14 protein-coding genes are annotated in these 21,281 nt (G+C 68.9%); 7 read left to right on the forward strand and 7 right to left on the reverse strand.

What is annotated here, in order from left to right; translation table 11 throughout:
- Window positions 1–36: 36 nt before the first annotated feature.
- Window positions 37–4,197: a glycoside hydrolase family 2 TIM barrel-domain containing protein gene (locus ACWGE0_RS17115; protein WP_452261839.1), complete on the reverse strand. Its 4,161-nt coding sequence runs from the start codon at window positions 4,195–4,197 to the stop codon at window positions 37–39.
- Window positions 4,198–4,433: 236 nt separating this feature from the next.
- Between ACWGE0_RS17115 and mshC the strand changes: the two genes are divergently transcribed.
- Window positions 4,434–5,672, forward strand: a complete 1,239-nt coding sequence (gene mshC / locus ACWGE0_RS17120) for a cysteine--1-D-myo-inosityl 2-amino-2-deoxy-alpha-D-glucopyranoside ligase (RefSeq protein ID WP_452261840.1) — start codon at window positions 4,434–4,436, stop codon at window positions 5,670–5,672.
- 68 nt (window positions 5,673–5,740) lie between these two features.
- Window positions 5,741–6,781, forward strand: a complete 1,041-nt coding sequence (locus tag ACWGE0_RS17125; protein WP_452261841.1) for a hypothetical protein — start codon at window positions 5,741–5,743, stop codon at window positions 6,779–6,781.
- A gap of 69 nt (window positions 6,782–6,850) precedes the next feature.
- Here the strand turns inward: ACWGE0_RS17125 and ACWGE0_RS17130 are convergent, their stop codons facing one another.
- Window positions 6,851–8,557, reverse strand: coding sequence for a S8 family peptidase (locus ACWGE0_RS17130; RefSeq protein WP_452261842.1), 1,707 nt, complete (start codon window positions 8,555–8,557; stop codon window positions 6,851–6,853).
- Between the two features lie 499 nt (window positions 8,558–9,056).
- Here ACWGE0_RS17130 and ACWGE0_RS17135 point away from each other — a divergent pair, with 499 nt between their 5' ends.
- Window positions 9,057–10,157: a S1 family peptidase gene (locus ACWGE0_RS17135; RefSeq protein ID WP_452261843.1), complete on the forward strand. Its 1,101-nt coding sequence runs from the start codon at window positions 9,057–9,059 to the stop codon at window positions 10,155–10,157.
- 47 nt (window positions 10,158–10,204) lie between these two features.
- On the opposite strand, the gene ACWGE0_RS17140 is transcribed toward ACWGE0_RS17135, so the two are convergent.
- Both ACWGE0_RS17140 and ACWGE0_RS17145 read right to left on the reverse strand, forming a co-directional pair.
- Window positions 10,205–11,032 carry a methyltransferase domain-containing protein gene (locus tag ACWGE0_RS17140; RefSeq protein WP_452261844.1) on the reverse strand — a complete coding sequence of 276 codons (828 nt, stop codon included), beginning with the start codon at window positions 11,030–11,032 and terminating at the stop codon, window positions 10,205–10,207.
- Between the two features lie 138 nt (window positions 11,033–11,170).
- Window positions 11,171–11,668, reverse strand: a complete 498-nt coding sequence (locus ACWGE0_RS17145) for a GbsR/MarR family transcriptional regulator (protein ID WP_452261845.1) — start codon at window positions 11,666–11,668, stop codon at window positions 11,171–11,173.
- A gap of 83 nt (window positions 11,669–11,751) precedes the next feature.
- On the opposite strand from ACWGE0_RS17145, the gene ACWGE0_RS17150 reads away from it, so the two are divergent.
- Together ACWGE0_RS17150 and ACWGE0_RS17155 are read left to right on the forward strand one after the other, a co-directional pair.
- Window positions 11,752–12,639, forward strand: a complete 888-nt coding sequence (locus ACWGE0_RS17150; protein WP_452261846.1) for an ATP-binding cassette domain-containing protein — start codon at window positions 11,752–11,754, stop codon at window positions 12,637–12,639.
- Window positions 12,636–14,234, forward strand: coding sequence for an ABC transporter permease (locus tag ACWGE0_RS17155; RefSeq protein ID WP_452261847.1), 1,599 nt, complete (start codon window positions 12,636–12,638; stop codon window positions 14,232–14,234). The genes ACWGE0_RS17150 and ACWGE0_RS17155 overlap by 4 nt, the downstream gene beginning before the upstream one ends.
- Here the strand turns inward: ACWGE0_RS17155 and ACWGE0_RS17160 are convergent.
- The 3 genes from ACWGE0_RS17160 to ACWGE0_RS17170 form a co-directional block, all read right to left on the reverse strand.
- A complete protein-coding gene (locus ACWGE0_RS17160; protein ID WP_452261848.1) occupies window positions 14,164–15,324 on the reverse strand; it encodes an MFS transporter in 1,161 nt (386 codons plus the stop codon). The two genes, ACWGE0_RS17155 and ACWGE0_RS17160, sit on opposite strands and share 71 nt — an antisense overlap.
- A gap of 83 nt (window positions 15,325–15,407) precedes the next feature.
- On the reverse strand, window positions 15,408–16,076 hold the full coding sequence (locus ACWGE0_RS17165) for a hypothetical protein (protein WP_452261849.1): 669 nt from the start codon (window positions 16,074–16,076) through the stop codon (window positions 15,408–15,410).
- 51 nt (window positions 16,077–16,127) lie between these two features.
- Entirely contained in the window at window positions 16,128–16,961 is an 834-nt protein-coding gene (locus tag ACWGE0_RS17170) for a PAC2 family protein (RefSeq protein WP_452261892.1), read from the reverse strand.
- Between the two features lie 105 nt (window positions 16,962–17,066).
- Between ACWGE0_RS17170 and metH the strand changes: the two genes are divergently transcribed.
- Both metH and ACWGE0_RS17180 read left to right on the forward strand, forming a co-directional pair.
- The gene (gene metH / locus ACWGE0_RS17175) at window positions 17,067–20,609 is read left to right on the forward strand and encodes a methionine synthase (protein WP_452261850.1); all 3,543 of its coding nucleotides are present in this window, start codon (window positions 17,067–17,069) and stop codon (window positions 20,607–20,609) included.
- A 37-nt stretch (window positions 20,610–20,646) separates the two neighbouring features.
- On the forward strand, window positions 20,647–21,273 hold the full coding sequence (locus ACWGE0_RS17180) for an HAD family hydrolase (RefSeq protein ID WP_452261851.1): 627 nt from the start codon (window positions 20,647–20,649) through the stop codon (window positions 21,271–21,273).
- Window positions 21,274–21,281: the final 8 nt, after the last annotated feature.

Raw genomic sequence — 21,281 nt, forward strand, 5'->3', positions numbered from 1 at the left:
CCCTTGATCCCCAACGGTACGCCTCGGGTCTGACAGTTATCGACAGGTCAGGATCGCACTCGCCCAGTCGGCGTGGTCGTGGGCGTTGCCGTCACCTCCGTCTGTCACCCGGAACGTCAGCACCGTTGCTCCAGTCGTGTCCACGGTGATCGGGACGGCTGCGCTCTGTCCGGTCAGCACAGGGCTTTGATAGGCCGACTGGTCGTCCTCGAGGATCTCGAACCGGACGGTGCCGCTGCCGTTCGTCTCGTCGTCCACACCGATCGTGGCGCTCAGCGAGGAGCACTTCCCACCGGTGTAGACCTGGAACTCGGAGTCGGCGTGCGCCCCGACGCCCTGGTCGAACTTCGCTCCCCGGATGCTGATCGGGTTGCCGTCGCCGCCGGAGTTCTCGCCGTTGCTGCGGTCGCGTTCGATCGGGCCCCAGCCGTTGCTCTCGTTGAGGAACTCCTGCGCGGACACCACCGCCTGGCCTGTCGGCGCGGGCGGGGTGGCGGTGAAGTCCTTGGTCACGGTCGTGGTCGCCTTGCCGGTGGAGACCTCCACGAACAACGGCCGGGTACCGGTGTTCCCGCCGTCCCGCTTGATCGTCACCTTCGCGGAACCGCCGGTGAGGTCGACGGTCGCGGGGGAGACCGACCAGTTGTCGGGAGCGGTCAGCCTGGCCGTGGTGGTGCCAGGGCACGGCTTGGTGATCACCAGTTCGGCTTCCACCTGCTCGCCCGGTTCGAGCGCGGTGTCAGCGGCGTTGACCGCCACCGCCGGGGCGCAGGCGACGTGCCGGCCGAGCCTGCCCGTTGCGGCCTCCACGGGCGTGAGCGGGCGCAGCAGCACGGAGTACGCGTACTCGTTGCCCGCTTCGACCTGGTACTGAGGCAACGGCTCGTGGAACGTCTCGCTGACGCCCGTGACGCGATGGGACGCGTGCAGGGTCGTCCAGCCGTCGTTCTTCTTGAGCGCGAACGGGTACGGCGCCCGGTCGAGGTCGTCGTACTGCGACACCCGGACGTCCAGGTCACCCGCGACGAGCAGGCCCGCGCGGCCGTTGGACAGCGTCGCCCAGCGCGTGTCCGCGTGGTTGCCGAAGTCCTGCGGCTTGTAGTAGTCGTTGAACTCGCGGTCCACAGTGGACTGGTACACGCCGACCGGGTTGCCCGCCTTGCGGTCGTCGTAGTTCTCGCCGGGACCGCGGCCGTACCAGGTGAACTTCTGGTAGTCCTGCGGGACCTTGAGCGTGAAACCGATGCCCGGCAGGTAGCTCAGGTCGCGCATCCGGTCCCGCGCGGCGACCCGGTGGCCGACGTTGATCTCGCCGTCACCGGTGATCCGGTAGGTGAAGGTCTGGCCGAACGACGCGTTCTGGACCGCCTGCGCCGTCGACTTCGCGGTGATGACCGTGTCCGTGGCGTTCTGGGTGACGGTGACGCTCGACGGCGTGGTCCCGAGCCGGTCCAGGCCGTTGCGGTACCAGGAGTTGTCCTCGCTCATGAACTCGTTGGACAGCGGCGCGCGCCACGCGTCCAGCTCCGGGCCGGTCTTGAGCAGCTCGATGCCGCGCACGCGCATCGACGTGAGCGTGCCGGACCTCTTGCTGACCACGTACCGGAAGTCCTTGCCGGACACCACGATCTCGTCGTCGTTCTGGGTGGTCGTGAGCTTGCCGGGGAAGTTCTCGGTATGCAGGCCGGCGATCTGCGTGCCGCCCAGCGGGAACTGGCCGACACCGACGTCGTTGCCCTGCCGGTCGGTGGCGCGGACGGTCAGCCAGCGCTCGGTCGGCGCGGAGTAGTCCGGGAACGTGATCGTGCCGGGCTGGAGCTTGCCGCGGTGCTGGGCGATCGTGCGGCCGTTGTCCTGGACCTGCCAGCGCAGTTCGAGGTCGTCGGTGCCGGTGAACTGGCGTTCGCTGACGGTCGTGAGCCTGTTGTCCGCGAACGAGAACCGGATGGGGGAGTGGACCGCCATCAGCTCGGTGGTCTCGGGCTGCGGCCGGCGATCGGCCCACACCACGCCGTCGACGCCGCCGGTGCCCGCGCCGTAGGACTGCTTGCGGCCCTTGTCCTCCAGCTGTTCGAAGTCGAGCGCCAGCACCGCGGTCTTCTTGGGGTCCTGCGCCAGTTCGGCGTCGGTCAGGGCGCGGTGGTAGATCCGGACCTGGTCGATCGTGCCGTGCGCCATGCGGGTCTGGACGTTCTCCTGCATGGTCTCGGCGTTGCGGCCGATGTTGACCGGCCAGTGCGACCAGTCGATCGAGCCGGTGTAGTCGGTGGTGGCGACCTCCTTGCCGTCGATGAGCAGCCGGAGCTTGGTGCCGTCGAACGTGCCGGTGACGCGGTGCCAGTTGTCGTAGAAGTCGGCCGGGACCTGGGCTTCCACCGTGCGCCAGGTGCCGCTGTGGATGAAGAACTGCAGCGTGGTGCGGTTGGCCATCTTCAACGCGTACTGGTGGTCGCCCTTGGAGATGACGGTGAAGTCGCCGGTCCACGTGGCGGGCTTGACCTGGGCGTCGAGCGTGAGGCCGGTGCTGACCTCGTCGAGTTTGCGGTCGCGGTAGACCTCCACGAAGTCGTCGAGTCCGCTGAGCTGCAACGCTTTGCCGTGCGGTCCGTCCACCTGGGACGGTTTGCCGGAGAGCCAGCTCATGATGCCGTTGGCGTCGTCCGGTGTCGTGTAGAGCGGCAGCGCGATGTTCTGCTCGGCCCAGTCCCAGATGAAGCCGCCCTGCACCTGCGGATAGGCGCGCACGACGTCCCAGAACTCCTTGAAGTTGCCGAGGCTGTTGCCCATCGCGTGCGCGTACTCGCCCATGATGATCGGCTTGGTGGTGGTCTTCGCCTTGGCTTCGAGGCTCGCGGGCGACGGGTAGCGCGGTCCCCAGACGTCCGCGAACGGCGCGTCACCGTCCGGCGAGTTCGGCTGGTGGTAGAGCGGGCGGGTGTCGTTCTTCCTGGCGTACTCGGCCATCGTGTAGTGCGCCTTGCCGAGGCCCGCCTCGTTGCCGGTGTCCCACATGATCACGCTCGGGTGGTTCTTGTCGCGCTGCATCATGGCGACGAACCGGTCCTGGAACGCGTCCTGCCACTCAGGGCGTTCGGCGAGGCAGTTGCTCGGGCAGCCGTCGTGGTGGTGGGTCTCGATGTCGACCTCGTCGGCGATCATCAGGCCGTTGCGGTCGGCGAGCTCGTAGAAGTACGGGTCGCTCGGGTAGTGCGAGGTGCGGACGGCGTTGATGTTGAACCGCTTCATCAGCTGGACGTCTTTTTCCTGGTCAGCGCGGGTGACGTACCTGCTGCCGTGCGTGGACGTCTCAGCTCGGTTCGTGCCGCGGAACAGGACGCGCTTGCCGTTGATCTTCAGCTGCCTGTCCGAGATCTCGATCTTGCGGAACCCGACCGGCTGCTTGCCGGTTTGGACGACGCGGCCGTCCTTGATGAGTTCGATCTTGAGTTCGTAGACGTTCGGGGTCTCGTCGGTCCACTTCAGCGGGTTCGCGACGGTGCCGTTGGTGATCGGTACTTCACGGCCTTGCGGATCGAAAAGCCTGGTCCGGACGGTGTGGCCCGCGGCCGGCCCGCCGATCTTGACGTCCGTGCTGATCGTGGCGTCGCGGTACTGGGCGTCCAGGTCGGTCTTGATGGTGACGTCCTGGAGGTAGGTCTTCGGGGTCGAGTAGAGCCAGACCTCGCGGAAGATGCCGGAGAACCGCCACTGGTCGTAGTCCTCGAGATGGGAGCCGGAGCCCCAGCGGTGGACCTGGACCTTCAGGGTGTTGCGGCCGGGCTTGAGCTTGCTGGTGATGTCGAACTCGGCGGGCGTGTAGCCGCCCTGGTCGTAGCCGACGTACGTGCCGTTGACCCAGACGAAGTATCCGCTGGTCACGCCCTCGAACCTGACCAGCGTGCGGTCCCAGTTCGCCGGCAGGTCGAAAGTCTTCTCGTAAACGCCGGTGGGGTTGACGTCGCGCGGGATGGCCGGTGGGTTGTCCGGGTACATCTCGGTGGGGATGTTGCGGAACATCGGGTGGTCGAGGAAGTCGGTCTGCCACGTGTGCGGCACCTTGACCGTGCGCCACCCGTCCGGGGTGTTGGTGACGTCCTCCGGCTTGTCGAACATCCGGATGCGCCACTCGCCGTTCAGGCTCAGCCGACGTTCGGGCGACAGGTCCGGGTGCGGAGGCTCCTGGTTCTCCCCGGTCATTCTGGGATTCTCCAGATACGCCAAGGGATCCAGGGGTTCGGCCTGTGCGGTTGCAGGGGAGAGTGAGAGCGCTACCACCGTGGCTACGACGACACGAAGCATGCCCTTGGACGCTAGGGAGGTGGTGACAACGTCGTCAACGAATGTCCGATCTTTCTGTCTCGACGGGTTCGCAGTGGTGGTCCCAACAGCCGGAATACGCGCTCCGTACGGCGGCACGCGTTAGTGTCGGATGCATGAAGACCTGGTCATCGATTCCTGTGCCACGGGTTCCGGGGGACCCCCGCCCGCTGCGGCTGTTCGACACGGCTACGGGCGAAGTGCGTCCGACGGCTCCAGGAGACACCGCCAGGTTGTACGTCTGCGGGATCACGCCGTACGACGCGACTCACCTCGGCCACGCCGCCACCTATCTGGCGTTCGACCTGGTGCACCGCGTGTGGCTCGACAACGGCCACAACGTGCACTACGTCCAGAACGTCACCGACGTCGACGATCCGCTGCTCGAACGGGCGTTGCGCGACCAGGACGACTGGGTCGTGCTCGCCATGCGCGAGACAGCGCTGTTCCGCGAGGACATGGAGGCCCTGCGCGTGCTGCCGCCGCAGGACTTCGTGGGCATCGTCGAGGCGATCCCCGAGATCGTCGAGGTGATCGTCAAGCTCGTGAACGACGGCGCGGCCTACCGCGTCGACGACTCCGAGTACCCGGACATCTACTTCAGGCACGACGCCACCGGCCACTTCGGCTACGAGTCGAACTACGACGCCGAGACCATGACCAAGCTGCTCGCCGAGCGCGGCGGCGACCCGGACCGTCCCGGCAAGAAGCACCCGCTCGACGCCCTGCTGTGGAGGCTGAAGCGGGAGGGCGAGCCCTCGTGGCCGTCCGAGCTGGGCGACGGCCGCCCCGGCTGGCACATCGAGTGCAGCGCCATCGCCTACAACCGCCTCGGCATGGGCTTCGACGTCCAGGGCGGCGGCTCCGACCTGATCTACCCGCACCACGAGTACTCGGCCGCGCACGCCGAGGCCCACACCGGCGAACACCCGTTCGCCCGCCACTACGTGCACGCGGGCATGATCGGCCTCGACGGCGAGAAGATGTCGAAGTCGCGCGGAAACCTGGTCTTCGTCTCGAAGCTGCGCTCGCAGAAGGTCGACCCGAACGCCATCCGCCTGGCCCTGCTCGCCGGCCACTACCGCGCCGACCGCGCCTGGACCCAGTCGTTGCTCGACGAGGCCCAGACGCGGCTCGACAAGTGGCGCAAGGCCGCGGACCTGGACACCGGACCGTCCGCTGTGGACACCGTGACCCGGCTGCGTGACCACCTGGGCAACGACCTGGACACCCCGAAGGCACTCGCCGCGATCGACGCGTGGGCCGACGAGGCGCTGGCGCACGGCGGTTCCGAGAAGCACGGCCCGTCCCAGATCCGCACGGCCGTGGACGCGCTGCTCGGCGTGGACCTCTAGCCGGCCCGGCCGGTGACCGCCTGCCCGGCGGTCACCGGCTGAGCCTGCGCGCGGGCCACAATGGACCCGTGATGGAGGAAGCCCGGCGCGATCTGGCACGGATGCGCACGTCGCATGAGGCGTGGCAGGAGCTGCGCTACTCGCCGTCCACGGACAGCGACACCGCCGACGACACGAACGAGGTCCCGCGCGCGAAAGTGTTGTGGGCGCTGCAGTACGACCGCCGTCCCGACGACCTGCCGCTGGTGCGGTTCCTCGCCGAGCAGGAGGCGTTGCTGCGCAGGAACGCGGCGTTCCAGGGCATCGGCGAGCAGACCGAGCTGGCCGGTTTCCTGCTGGCGGAGCACGGCCGGGTCGAGGACGTATGGCGGCAGCACGCGATCAAGCGCGCCAACTTCGACACCTGGTGCGGCTACGACCGCCAGCACCTCTACGCCGCCGGGTGGTCCGCCACCGTCGGCCACGTCCGCGAGAGCGACCACCTCGAGCGGGACGAAGTGCTGGAACTCCTGGGCGACGAGGACGACGACGACCTGGACGACTGGCGGGAGACCCGCCGCGAATGGTTCCCGGACAACGTCGCCGACGAGGACCCGCTGACCTGGGTCGCGCGCGCCAAGCTGGCGGGCCGGCCGGACCTCGCCCGCGCCGAGCTCGACCGGTGGGCCGCGGACCGGCCCCGCGACCTCCCCACGCTGAACCAGCTGCGGTACGAGCTGGCCGACCTGGGCGCGTTCGCCGAGGCGGCTCTGGCGCAGCGCGAGTGCCTGGCGTTCGCGGAGAACGACACGGACCGCGCGGCGGGGTGGCGGATTCTGGGCGGGCTCGAACGGCAGGCCGGCGCCCACCGCGCGGCGTGGGAGGCGCTGCGGGAATGCGGCGACCAGGGGACGGGCAGCGACTACGTGGAGGAGCTGTTCCTGCTGGCGGGAGTCGCCTCGCCAGACCTCGCCCGTGAGGTGTTCGCGGAGGCGGACCGGAAGGCCGAGGGGCTCGCGCTGCCGCTGGTGGTGCTGCAGGCGGCGGTCGCGGCCGCGGGCAACGCCGGTGGCAGGGTGGCGCATTACGAGCGGCTCCGTGACGAGGAGCGGCAGCGCATCGGGCTGTAGTGCGAAACCGCCCCCGGGGCGGAAGCGCCGGGGGCGGTCTCGTTCACACGGTGATGCTCAGGCGGACTCTCAGACGTCGAGCGTCCAGCTGTTCAACGTGCCGCTGTCCAGGAACGCCGCGTCGCGCACGCGCAGCGTCCAGGTGCCGTTGGCAGCCTCACCAGAGAGGTTCTTGGTGTAGGTCTCGTTGATGTTGTCGGCCGAGCCGCCGGACCGGTTGTGCAGGTTGACGACCGTGCCGTCGGGCGCGACCAGGTCGACCACGAGGTCGCCCTTGTAGGTGTGCGTGATCGCGACCTTGATCGACGCCGTGGCCGACGCGTTGCCCGCGCAGCCCGAGATGACGATCGTGCTGGTCACGGTGGACAGGTCGCCGATCGCGACCGGCGTCGAGTTGGTCTTGGCGTCACAGCCGCCACCAACCGCGCTGACGACCCAGGAGAAGGTCGCCGAGCCGGTCTTGCCCGCCGAGTCGGTCACCGTGGCGGTCACCGTGGAGGTGCCCGCCGTGGTCGGCGTGCCGGAGATCGCGCCGGAGGCGGACGCCGACAGACCGGCCGGGAGACCGGAGACGGACCACGTGTAGGGCGCGGTGCCGCCGGTGGCCGCCAGCTGCAGCGACGCCGCCTGGCCGACCGTGGAGTTCTGCGTACCGGGGTTCGTCACCGACGGGTCACCAGGCTGTCCGCCACCCCACAGGGTGTAGAGCAGCTTGTTCGGCGTGTTCGCGCCGACGTTGGTGATCTTGTTGGGCGTGGAGGCCGCGTTCAGGCCGGCCCACACGGCGGCGGGGTTGTCGTTCGGGTGCGTGGCGAGCCACAGGGCAGCAGCGCCCGCGACGTGCGGGGTGGCCATCGAGGTGCCGGAGATGTTGTTCGTCGCGGTGTCGTTGGTGTTCCACGACGACACGATGTTCTGACCCGGCGCGTAGATGTCCGTGCAGGAGCCGTAGTTCGAGAACGAGGCGCGCGCGTCGGTGTTGGTCGACGCGTTGACCGTGATCGCCTCGGTGACGCGCGCAGGCGAGGTGCTGCACGCGTCGGTGTTCGAGTTGCCGGACGCGATGGCGTAGGTGACGCCGGCCGCGATGGAACGGCGCACGGCCGCATCCAGGGTGGCGTCCGCGCCGCCGCCGAGCGACATGTTGGCGACAGCGGGCTTGACCGCGTTCGCCGTCACCCAGTCGATACCGCCGACGACGCCGGCGGTGGTGCCGGAGCCCTGGCAGTTCAGCACCTTGACGGCGACGACCTTGGCGGCCTTCGCGAGGCCGTACTGCGAGCCGGCGATGGTGCCACCGACGTGCGTGCCGTGGCCGTTGCAGTCGGTGTTGTTGCCGTCACCGGAGGTGTTGGTGCCCCACGTCGCGCGGCCACCGAACGTGGAGTGCGTCGTGCGCACACCCGTGTCGATGACGTACGCCGTCACGTTGGACGCCGTGGTGTCGTACTGGTAGCTGTTGCTCAGCGGCAGGTCTCGCTGGTCAACGCGGTCCAGACCCCACGACGGCGGGTTCTGCTGGACGTCGAGCAGGTGCACCTCTGCGTCCTGCTGGACGTACGCGACCTGCGGGTCCGCGGCCAGACGGGCGGCCTGCTTGGCCGACATCTTCACCGAGAAGCCGTTGAGCGCGTGCTGCCAGACCTGACCGACCTGGCCGCCGTACTTGCCCGCCAAGCCCGGTGCGGCGGCCCTCGACGCCGTGCCGGCCTTCAGCGAGACGATGTAGCTGTCCTTCACGACATCGGCGCGCTCGGCGCCGAGAATCGTCCCCACGTTTTCTTGAGCTGTTGCGGCGGGCACCACGGCGGCTGCCAGACATACGGCAGCGGCGGCGGCGAGTCCCGTACCCAAGACTCTTCGCATTGCAGGGTTCTCCCTCGTGCAGGGAACAGGGTGTCCTGCACGCTAGCCCTAAACCGCAGGTCAGAGGGATACGCCGTTGTGTGCGAACTGTTGACAGATTTGACGTTTCGTGGCAACGCGATCGGTCGCGCACAGTCACGGGAATAGGCTGAGAGAACGCATTTGGATTCCCTATACCAACCCGAACGCCGAGAGGTCCACCCCTCGATCGACCCTACCGTCGGGTAGGCATGCCGAAGTAGCGTCGCCCAGACGGAGCAACGAACTGATCGGGCAGTTCGCCGCCTGGGGACGCCATTCATCCGGTGTCGTACAGGCTGTGTTGCAGCACAGCTGATCTCCTCATCGCGGTCGCCCGGTCCGGCGTTACACCGGCCCTGCAAAAACCGAAAACTGAGGAGAAGTGCCTATGAAGCGCATGGCTGTCGCGGCTGTCGCCGTACTGGCGGGTGCACTCGCGACGACGGTCTCCCCTGCCGCCGTCGCCGCTCCGCAACCGTCTGGCGACCTGCTCGCCGCGATGCAGCGCGACCTCGGACTGGACGCCAGGCAGGCGGCGGAACGGCTGCGCCAGGAGAGCGCGGCCGCGGTCCTGCAGCGGGTCGTGGAGGGTTTCGCGGGCGACGACTTCGGTGGCGCGTGGTTCGACGCGTCCTCCGGCAAGCTCGTCGTGGGCGTGACCGACGCGGCCAAGACCGACCGGCTCCGCAGGCTCGGCGCGGAGCCCCGCACGGTCGCCAACAAGGCCAGTGACCTCGACTCGGCGAAGGCCAAGCTGGACGCCTCGAAGGCTCCGGCCGAGGTCACCGGCTGGTTCGTGGACACGCGGGCCAACGCCGTCACGGTGACCGTCAAGCGCGGTCAGGCCGAGGTGGCGAAGTCGTTCGCGGAGAAGGCGGGCACGCTCGCGAAGGTCGTCGAGACCGACGAGGCGCCCCGGCTGCTCAAGGACGTCCGCGGCGGTGACGCCTACTACATCAACAACGCGGGCCGCTGCTCGGTCGGGTTCGCGGTGGAGGGCGGGTTCGTCTCGGCCGGTCACTGCGGTTCCGCCGGCGACTCGGTGAACGGTGTCGACCGTTCGGCGATGGGCACGTTCGAGAAGTCGTCCTTCCCGGGCAACGACTACTCGTGGGTCAAGACCAACTCGGCGTGGACGACCACGGCCAAGGTGAACCACTACGGCGGTGCGGATGTCATCGTCTCCGGTAACACCGAGTCCGCGGTGGGCGCGTCGATCTGCCGTTCCGGCTCCACCACGGGCTGGCACTGCGGCACCGTCTCGGCCAAGAGCCAGACGGTGAACTACCAGGAGGGCTCGGTCAGCGGCCTGACGCGCACCGACGTGTGCGCGGAGCCCGGCGACTCGGGTGGCTCGTGGGTCAGCGGCACGCAGGCGCAGGGCGTCACCTCTGGTGGCTCCGGCGACTGCACCAGCGGTGGCACGACCTACTTCCAGCCGGTCAACGAGATCCTCTCGGCGTACGGCCTGAAGCTCGTCACGGGCTGACGTGAATGAGGTGAGGGGGAGCTTCCGGCGCCGGAAGCTCCCCCTCGTCATCGGGGCTGGTAGGTGGTGGCCAGCACGGAGACGGTGACGTCCTGGCCCTGCATGCGGTCGAGGTCCGCCCGGTCCACGTGACGGGCGTTCGGCGTCATCCCCGCCAGGTCCCGCACCTCCTGTCCGGTCAGGGACACCGAGTACTCCACCTCTTCCGTCGCGACCGCGGCGAAGTAGCCGTCCAGCGTCCGGTGCAGGCGCTGCTCCTTTGCCGGGTCGACCGTCAGCGTCAGTCCCGGTTCGGCCAGATGACGCCGGGTCGGGCGCACCACGACCAACCGGCCGGCGGGCCGCAGCACCCGGTGGAACTCGGCGGGGTTGCGCGGCGCGAACACGTCCAGCACGACGTCCGCCACCGCGTCGGCCAGCGGGAACGGGCGGAAGACGTCCCAGGTCACCGCGGCCGCGCGGGCATGGGCCCTGGCCGCCGACCGCAAAGCGCGCACCGACGTGTCGAGGCCCAGTCCACGAGCGCCCGGCAGGTGGTCGAGGACGCCTGCCAGGTAGTAGCCCGTGCCGCACCCGACGTCCACGACCGTCGCGCGGCAGGGCGTCGCGCCGGCCGCGAGCCGGGTCACGGCGTGGCGGATGGGGGAGTAGTGGCCGGTCGCGAGGAACCTGTCGCGTGCCTGGACCATGGCCGGGTCGTCACCGCTCGTGGCGCGGGTGTCGGCCAGAAGACTGACGTAGCCATGGCGGCCGATGTTGAACGTGTGCCCCGCCGGGCAGCGAAGCGCGCCGGGATCGGGGTTCAAACGGTGGTCGCGGCACCTCGGACAGCGCAGCAGATCCAGGGAGAGTTCGAGGGCATGCGGAAAAGACATGAGCACTCCACGCGAGGCTGAGTCGTGAGATGGGCATGCAGAAGAGAGCGACACCCGTCCGGCATCGCCCTCAAGCCCTCAGATCAACTGACCCAACGCTGCGGAACGCTCGTGCACTTCACGCGGCGATCGTACGGTTCAGGCCTCGCGCTCTCCCAGCCATTTCTCGCGGTGCACCCGCCAGCGGTCCAGCATCGAGCCGAGCTCGCCGTGGACGAACCGGAAGAACTCGCGCGTCTCGTCCAGCCGCGTGCCCGCCTCGGTGTCCGGCCCGAGCGCCGAGACGCCCTCTCTGAGCACCTCGTCGATCATCACCAGCATCTGGTCCTTGCGGAACGTCGCCTCGTACCAGACGTTGTCGCGCATCCGGTAGACGTCGCGGCGGGATCCGGGCTCGCGCTCGCGGCTGACGATCTGGACCGTGGTCAGGTAGCGCACCGCGCCCGACACCGCCGCCGGGCTGATCTGCAGCAGTTCGGCGATCTCGGCTGCGGTGAGCCGTCCTGAGTCCGTCGTGAGCAGCGCCGCGAGGATGCGAGCCGGCATGCGGGGCACGCCGGTGTCCGCCAGAATCCCGCCGAACCGTTCGACGAACTGGCTCACCGCCTGCGTGTCACGCTCCGTAGTACTCGTCACGGCGGCATCATCCCCTTTCGTCAGCCGATCGGGCAAAATTTACGTCCTTCACGAAGTTGTGAAAGAAGTGTAGCTTACCGGGCATGACATCTGCGATATCCGTGTCGGGCCTGGTGAAGACCTTCGGCCCGACGCGTGCACTGGACGATCTCAACCTGGACGTCCAGACCGGTGAGGTGCACGGCTTCCTCGGCCCGAACGGTGCGGGCAAGTCGACGACGATCCGGATCCTCCTCGGCCTGCTGCGTGCCGACTCCGGCACCGCGCGGCTGCTCGGCGGCGACCCGTGGAAGGACACCGCAGCCCTTCACCGCCGCCTCGCCTACGTCCCCGGCGACGTCAATCTCTGGCCCAACCTGACCGGTGGCGAGGTCATCGACCTGCTCGGACGGCTCCGCGGCGGCTTGAACAAGGCACGCCGCGCGGAGCTCCTGGAGCGCTTCGAACTGGACCCGCGCAAGAAGGGCCGCACCTACTCCAAGGGCAACCGGCAGAAGGTCGCGCTGGTCGCGGCACTGTCGTCCGACGTCGAGCTGCTCATCCTGGACGAGCCGACCTCAGGCCTCGACCCGTTGATGGAGGCCGTCTTCCAGGACTGCATCAACGACGAACGCGAGCGCGGCCGCACCGTGCTGCTGTCGAGCCACATCCTCGCCGAGGCCGAGGCGCTGTGCGACCGGGTGAGCATCATTCGCAACGGCCACATCGTCGAGACCGGCACGCTCGCCGACATGCGGCACCTGACTCGCACGTCGATCTCCGCCGAGCTCGCCGGCCCGCCCAACGGCCTCACCTCGATGACCGGCGTGCACGACCTCGTGGCCGAGGGCAACCGCGTCCGGTTCGAGGTCGACTCGGACAAGCTCGACCTCGTGCTCAAGCAGCTCGTGTCCACGGGCGTGCGGACGCTGACCTCGCAGCCGCCGACGCTGGAAGAGCTCTTCCTGCGCCACTACGAGGACGCGAAATGATCGGCACAGCCTTCATCGGAACTGGGCAACTGGTCCGGCTGGCTTTGCGCCGAGACCGGATCCTGCTGCCCGTCTGGGTCCTGTTCCTGGTCGGCGTCACCTACTCCACGACGACCGCGCTGCAGGAGCTGTACAACACGCAGCAGTCGCGCGATCTGCTCGGCGCCACCGCGAACGCGAACTCCGCGTTCCTGGCGATGCTCGGGCCGCTGCACGACTGGTCTTCGCTCGGCGGCCTGGTCGTGTGGCGCTGGGGCGTCTTCTCCGGCCTGTTCATCGCGGTCATGGCCATGTTGGTCGTCACCCGGCACACGCGCGCCGAAGAAGAAGCGGGCCGTACGGAACTCATCAGCGCGGCGGTCGTCGGCCGGCACGCGCCACTGGCCGCCGCCGTGATCGTCGCGGGCGGCACCAGCCTGCTGATCGGGCTGCTCCAGGCGTTGGCGCTCATCGGCAAGGACCTCGCTCCGGCGGGTGCCTTCGCGTTCGGGCTGTCCACGGCGAGCGTCGGGCTGGTGTTCACCGGTGTCAGCGCGTTCACCGCACAGCTGTCGGAGAACTCCCGCGTGTCCAACGCGATCGCGGGCGGGTTCCTCGGCGTGACCTACCTGTTCCGCGCCGCCGGCGACGCGGCGGGGGAGTCGGGCCCGCAGTGGCTGACCTGGTTCTCGCCGATCGGCTGGACCGAGCACGTGCGGTCGTTCGCCGACAACAGGTTCTGGGTGCTGCTGCTCCCGCTGGCGGCGTTCGCAGTGCTGGTGAGCGTGTCCGCGTACATCGTGACCCGCCGCGACGTGGGTCTCGGTCTGCTGGCCGCACGGCTCGGCCCGGCGCACGGCACGATCAGCAGTCCGTTCGGGCTGGCGTGGCGGCTGCAGAAGGGCTCGCTGATCGGCTGGTCCATCGCGCTGTTCGGCGTGGGCGTGATCTACGGCAGCGTCGCCCAGGCCGTCGGGCAGATGGTGCAGGACAACCCGACGCTCGGGCAGATCGTCAGCAAGATCGGCGGCGCCGACGCGATGGTGGACGCCTTCTTCGCCACCATCACGCAGCTGCTGGGCCTGATCTCCTCGATCTACCTGGTCCAGGCGATCCTGCGGCTGCGGTCGGAGGAGACCTCGTTCCGCGCGGAGCCGCTGCTCGCGACCCCGGTCTCGCGCTGGGGCTGGGTGGCCTCGCACGCGGTGTTCGCCCTGGCCGGCGGCGCGGTCGTGCTGGCGGCGTCCGGTCTCGGCCTCGGCCTGGTCTACGGCCTGCAGATCGACGACCTCGGCACGGTCCTGCCGCAGATGCTCGGCGCGGCACTGGCCCAGCTGCCGGCCGCCTGGGTGATCGCTGGCCTCGCGCTGGTGTTGTTCGGCCTGTTCCCGCAGCTCACCGGCGTGAGCTGGGCGGTGGTGTCGGTGTCGCTGGTGATCACGCTGCTCGGCCCGGCCCTGCAGCTCGATCAGTGGATCATCGATGTCTCGCCGTTCACGCACATCCCGAAGTACCCGGACATCACCGCGGGACCGCTGCTGTGGCTCACCGGGGTGGCGGTGGTGCTTCTGGCTGCCGGGTTCGCCGGTTTCCGGCGCCGCGACCTGACCACGTGATGATCGCGGGCACGGTGACCAGCAGCGCGGCGGGCACGAGGAAACCCGCGAGCGGATGGGCTTGGTAGAGCGGGACGAACGCCAACGGTGCGGCGGCGGCACCCATGAAGCGCAGTGACTGCACGACACTGACGCTGCCGCCCCTGTTGGCGTTCTCGCTCTGCAACACCAACGCGTTGACGCTCACCAACACGCCCTGCGCGGCCGCACCGGTCAACGCCCACGCGAGAACCGCGACCGCCGCGAACGGCGTCGTGCCCACCGCGGCGACGAGGCCTCCGCCCAGCGTCGCGCCGACGACGACAGTGGTCATGGCGCCGAACCGGTCGATGGCCTTGCCGATGTGCCGCGCCGTCAGGAACCCGACGATGCCGAAGCCGGTGAGCAGCAGCCCGCGTTCACCGGCGCCCAGCCCGAACACGTCGTCCAGCCGGAACGCCACGAGGAACGACAACCCGCCCAGGCAACCCCAGCCGACGAACGCGACCAGGGCCGGCCTGATGGTGCTCGGCACGAACGCGCTGCGCAGACTCGCGTCGCGCTCCGGCTCGGAGTCCGTCTCCGGCACCCCCAGGATCGCCAGCCCGACGGCCACCACCGAGATCACCACGAACGCCAGCCGCCAGTCGATCTCCGCGGTCAGCCCGCCGACGAGCGGGGCCGACGTCTGCCCGGCCGCCTGCATCGACCCGAACAACCCGAGCGCGCGCCCGAGCTTCTCCTTCGGCGTCGAGGCGGCGATCACGGCGAGCAGCACCGGTGTCGTGAACGAGTTCGCCGCGCCCTGCAACGCCCGTGAGGCCAGCAGCACCTCGAACGTCCACGCGCTCGCCGCGAGTGCGGACGCGATGGCGTAGGCGATGTAGGCGATCCGGACAGTCCGTTGTGGACCCCAGCGTTGCGCGAACGTGCCGGACGCGAGCATCAGCACCGCGAACGGCACGAGGTAGAACGTCAGCGTCGAGGCCGCCTCGCCAGCGGACCTGCCGAAACTGTCCCCGATCTCGGGCAGGATCGACGTGGTGATGGCGCCGCCGAACGGCCCGATCAATGCGCCGGCGTACAACCCGGCGCGTGCCAAACGGCCCACAGACACCTCCGCCGCCCAACCCTAGTGCGGTGGACGGCGGAAGCGCGCTGTGATTGTTGTCGTAGCTAAATTCTTCAGCGGGGTCAGTTCGACGCGAGCCGGAACGTGATGTCCAGGAAGATGGCGACGGGGGTGACGATCTCCACCTCGTACGCCTGACCCGCGATCTGGAACGTCGTCCGGTAGCTGTCCTCCGCCACCTTCTCGGGCTTGGAGAACTCGACCGCCGCACACGAGGCGTCGACGACCTCGAGCACCTGCAGACCGGTGCCGCTGAACTCGTAGAACAGCTTGATCGCACCGACGGTCTTTCCGTCGCGGACCAGGGTGCCGGCGATCGGGTACTTGTGGTCGCCGGTCTGGAGCCGGGAGGCCTGGACGTCGACGGGGAACTGGTACCGCGACGGTCGAAGGACCGCGGGATCCTTGTCCAGGTGCTCTTCGAGGCACTCTCCGGCCTTGTCCGGCCGGGTGGGCGCGGAACCCGCCGTCGAGGCGGGTGTCCCGGTGGTCGGTGCGGTGCTCGGTGCGGTGGTCGGCCGGCCCGCGATCGACTCGTCGGCTCCGGCGAATCTCCAGACCACGAACGACAGCAGGGTGACCACCACGCCGAGCGTCATGCTGAGGGCGGTGAAGTTGTTGGTCCTGCGGGCGTCGACGTCGCGAATCCGCTGCGCCTGGATCCCGGTCCCGCTCAGCCTCTCCGCGTCGATCCGGTTGTCAGTCGACGAGCCGTCGTCGCCTCCAGCCACTGTTCTGCCTCGCATTCAGCCCCGGTGGCGTGCATTCGGGGCCGAATCATGTCAGCGAGGGCCGGTCGACGGCCAGCCCGGACCGCGCCCGCGGCGGCGCAGGTACCGCTCGAACTCCGCGGCGATGTCGTCCCCCGACGCCTCGGTGATCTGGATGGCCGCGTCCCCGCGCTCCTCCAGCGCGCGCACGTAGTTGCGCACGTCCTCGTCCTCGTCGGCCATCTCGGTGACCGTGCGCTCCCACTCCTCGGCCTGCTCCGGCAGCGCGCCGAGCGGGACCTCGATGTCGAGGACCTCCTCCACCCGGTGCAGCAGCGCGAGCGTGGCCTTGGGGGAGGGCGGCTGCGAGACGTAGTGCGGCACGGCGGCCCAGAACGAGATCGCCGGGATGCCGGCCTGCACGCAGGCGTCCTGGAACACGCCGACGATGCCGGTCGGGCCCTCGTACTTGGAGTGCTCGAGGCCGAACTTCTCGGCGGCGTCCGGGTCGTAGGCGGTGCCGGTGACGGGCACGGGGCGGGTGTGCGGCGTGTCCATGAGCAGCGCGCCCAGGGTCACCACGGTCGTGACGCCGAGCGTCTCGATGTGGCCGAGGAGCTCGGCGACGAACTTGCGCCACCTCATGTTCGGCTCGATGCCGTGCACGAGGACCACGTCCACAGCGGAGCCGGGCGGGCGGCACACCGAGAGACGCGTGGTCGGCCAGTCGACCCTTCGGGTGACACCGTCCACCATCCGGACTGTGGGCCTGGTCACCTGGAAGTCGTAGTAGTCGTCCGGGTCGATCTCGGCGAGCGGCGTGGCGTCCCAGGTGAGTTGCAGGTGCTCGATCGCGGTGCTGGCGGCATCCCCCGCGTCGTTCCATCCCTCGAACCCGCAGATCATGATCGGGTCGGTGAGAGGCTGACGCGTGTGCGACGGGGTCTGGGACGGATCGTTCACGGCGCCAGACTACGGCCTCCCCTATCTAACTCATCGTAGGCTTGGCCCATGCGTGATCGCGGAGAGTCGCCGTTCCTGGAAGCGCTGGTGAATCGGGTCGTTGTCGCTGACGGCGCGATGGGCACCATGCTTCAGGCAGCTGACCTCTCTCTGGACGACTTCGACGGTCTAGAGGGCTGCAACGAGATCCTGAACGTGACCCGGCCGGACGTCGTGAAGGCCGTGCACCGCGGCTATCTCGAGGTCGGCGTGGACGCCGTCGAGACGAACACGTTCGGCGCGAACCTCGCGAACCTCGCCGAGTACGACATTCCGGACCAGATCTTCCACCTGTCCGAACGCGGTGCCGCGCTGGCACGTGAGGTGGCGGACGAGTTCAGCACGCCCGGCCGGCCCCGGTTCGTGCTGGGCAGTGTCGGTCCCGGCACCAAGCTGCCGACGCTCGGGCACGCGCCGTTCGCGACGTTGCGCGACGCCTACCAGGAGCAGTGCAAGGGCCTGCTGGTCGGCGGGGTGGACGCGATCATCGTCGAGACCTCGCAGGACCTGCTGCAGACCAAGGCGTCCATCATCGGCGCCAAGCGCGCGATGACCGCTGAGGGCCGGAGCGTCCCGATCATCGCCCAGGTGACCGTCGAGACGACCGGCACGATGTTGCTGGGGTCGGAGATCGGCGCCGCGCTGACCGCGCTGGAGCCGCTGGGCATCGACCTCATCGGACTCAACTGCGCCACCGGTCCCGCCGAGATGAGCGAGCACCTGCGGACGTTGTCCAAGCACGCCCGCATCCCGCTGTCGGTGATGCCGAACGCTGGCCTGCCGGAACTGGGCCCGAACGGCGCCGTCTACCCGCTGGGGCCGGAGGAACTGGCCCAGGCGCTGGCCGGGTTCGTGCAGGAGTTCGGCACGCGGCTCGTCGGCGGCTGCTGCGGCACGACCGCCGAGCACCTGCGCCAGGTCGCCGCGGCGGTGCGCGATCTCGGTCCCTCGCAACGACGTCCGCGCCCAGAGCCCGGTGTGTCCTCGCTGTACCAGGCCGTCCCGTTCAAACAGGACGCCTCGGTGCTGATGATCGGCGAGCGCACGAACGCCAACGGCTCCAAGGCGTTCCGCGAGGCGATGCTCGAGGAGAAGTGGGAGAACTGCATCGAGATCGCGCGGGACCAGACGCGCGAGGGCGCCCACCTGATCGACCTCTGCATCGACTACGTGGGCCGCGACGGCGAGGCGGACATGAAGGCGCTGGCCTCCCGGCTGGCCACCGCGTCGACGTTGCCGATCATGCTCGACTCGACCGAACCGAACGTGCTCCAGGCGGGCCTGGAGTGTCTCGGTGGCCGCTCCGCCGTCAACTCGGTGAACTACGAGGACGGCGACGGCCCCGACTCCCGCTTCCAGAAGATCATGCGGCTCGTCTCCGAGCACGGCGCGGCGGTCGTGGCGCTGTGCATCGACGAGGAGGGCCAGGCCCGCACCGCCGAGTGGAAGGTCCGCGTCGCCGTCCGGCTGATCGAGGACCTCACGCAGAACTGGGGCATGCGGGTCAACGACATCATCGTCGACTGCCTGACGTTCCCGATCTCCACCGGCCAGGAGGAGGTCCGCCGCGACGCCCTCGAGACGATCGAGGCGATCCGCGAGCTCAAGCGCCGTTATCCGGACGTGCAGACGACTCTGGGCCTGTCGAACGTCTCTTTTGGACTGAACCCCGCCGCGCGCCAGGTGCTGAACTCCGTGTTCCTGCACGAATGCGTGCAGGCGGGCCTCGACACCGCGATCGTGCACGCCTCCAAGATCGTGCCGATGGCACGCATCCCGGACGAGCACCGCGCGGTGGCGCTGGACCTGGTCTACGACCGACGGCGTGAGGGTTACGACCCGCTGCAGAAGCTCATGGAGCTGTTCGAGGGCGTCACCACGAAGTCGAACTCCGCCACGCGGGCCCAGGAACTGGCCGCGCTGCCGTTGTTCGAACGCCTGGAGCGCCGGATCGTCGACGGTGAGCGCAACGGCCTCGAAGCCGACCTGGACGACGCGCTGGACCAGCGCCCGGCGTTGCAGATCATCAACGACACGCTGCTGGCGGGCATGAAGACCGTCGGCGAACTCTTCGGCTCCGGCCAGATGCAGCTGCCGTTCGTGCTGCAGTCCGCCGAGGTCATGAAGTCCGCCGTCGCGCACCTCGAACCGCACATGGAACGTTCCGACGACGGCGGCAAGGGCCGCATCGTGCTCGCCACGGTCAAGGGCGACGTCCACGACATCGGCAAGAACCTCGTCGACATCATCCTGTCCAACAACGGCTACGAGGTCGTGAACATCGGCATCAAGCAGCCGATCAACACGATCCTGGAGGCCGCGGAGGAACACCGCGCGGACGCGATCGGCATGTCCGGCCTGCTGGTCAAGTCGACCGTGATCATGAAGGAGAACCTCGAGGAGATGAACTCCCGGGGCGTCGCCGCGCGGTGGCCGGTATTGCTGGGCGGCGCGGCGTTGACGCGTGCCTACGTCGAGAACGACCTGACCGAGATGTACTTCGGCGACGTCCGCTACGCCCGTGACGCCTTCGAGGGCCTGCGCCTGATGGACGCGATCATGGCGGCCAAGCGCGGCGAGGGCCCGCTCGTGGATCCCGAAGCCGAGGCCAAAGCCGCGGAACGCAAGGCGCGCCGCGAACGTTCGCTGCGCATCGCCGCCGCCCGCAAAGCCGCCGTGGTGGAGGAAGAAGTGGTCGCCGGCCGCTCGGACGTGGCCACCGACAACCCGATCCCGGCGCCGCCGTTCTGGGGCAGCCGGGTCGTGAAGGGCATCCCCGTCGCCGACTACTCGGCGTTGCTCGACGAGCGGGCGACGTTCATGGGCCAGTGGGGCCTGAAGGGCACCCGCGGCGGCAACGGACCGTCCTATGAGGACCTGGTGGAGACCGAGGGCCGACCGCGCCTGCGCTACTGGATGGAACGCCTTGCCACCGAAGGTGTTCTTGCCCACGCCGCCGTCGTCTACGGCTACTTCCCGTGCGTCTCGGACGGCGACGACCTGGTGATCCTTTCGGAACCTTCGGTGGACTCGCCTGAGCGCTTCCGGTTCACTTTTCCGCGCCAGAAAAGGGATCGGAGGCTGTGCCTGGCGGACTTCTGGCGCTCGAAGGAGTCCGGCGAGGTCGACGTCATCGCGTTCCACCTCGTGACGATGGGCCAGCCGATCGCCGACTACGCCAACGAACTGTTCGGCAAGAACGCGTATCGTGAGTACCTGGAAGTCCACGGACTGGGGGTCCAGCTCACCGAAGCGCTGGCCGAGTACTGGCACAAGCGGGTGCGCGAGGAGCTGACCTGGTCGTCGGGCGGCACCGTCGCCGCCGAGGACCCGGCCGACGTCGAGGAGTTCTTCAAACTCGGCTACCGGGGCGCGCGCTACTCGTTCGGCTACGGCGCCTGCCCCGAGATGGAAGACCGCCGGCGCATCGTCGACCTGCTCGACCCCGAGCGCATCGGGGTCTCACTGTCCGAGGAGCTCCAGCTGCACCCAGAACAGTCCACCGACGCCTTCGTGGCGCACCACCCGGAGGCGAAGTACTTCAATGTCTGACCCGGCTGTCTCTCATCCCCTTGGTGTCCTGTGGGACATGGACGGCACGCTGCTGGACTCCGAAAAGCTCTGGGACATCCCGCTCTACGAGTATGCGGAGAAGCTCGGCGGGGTTCTGTCGCTGCACACCCGCGAACGCATGGTCGGCACCAACGTGCCCACCACGATGCGGCTGCTGTTCGCCGACGTCGGCATCGAGCCTTCCGAGTCGGACCTGCTCGACGGCGCCTCGTGGATCTCGCGCCGCACCGAGGAAGTGTTCCGCGCCGGCCTGCCGTGGCGTCCGGGCGCTGCCGAGGCTCTGCGCGCGGTGCGAGCTTCCGGCGTGCCGATGGCGCTGGTGACGTCGACCGAGCGGGCGCTGACCGAGGTCGCTCTGGACACGATCGGCCGCGACCTGTTCGACGTCACGGTGTGCGGCGACGAGGTGGACGGCCTGAACAAGCCGCTGCCCGAGCCGTACCTGAAGGCCGCCCGGCTGCTCGGCGTGGACGCGGCGCGGTGCGTGGCGATCGAGGACTCGCCGACGGGGGTGGCGGCGGCGGTGGCTGCCGGGTGCACCGTGCTGGTGGTGCCTTGCGACGTCGAGGTGGAGGCGGGGGAGCGGCGGATCTTCCGCGACTCGCTGGTGGGCGTGGACCTGGACGTCCTGAAGGCCCTCTAGTTTCCATT

The organism is Lentzea sp. NPDC054927, assembly GCF_053610285.1.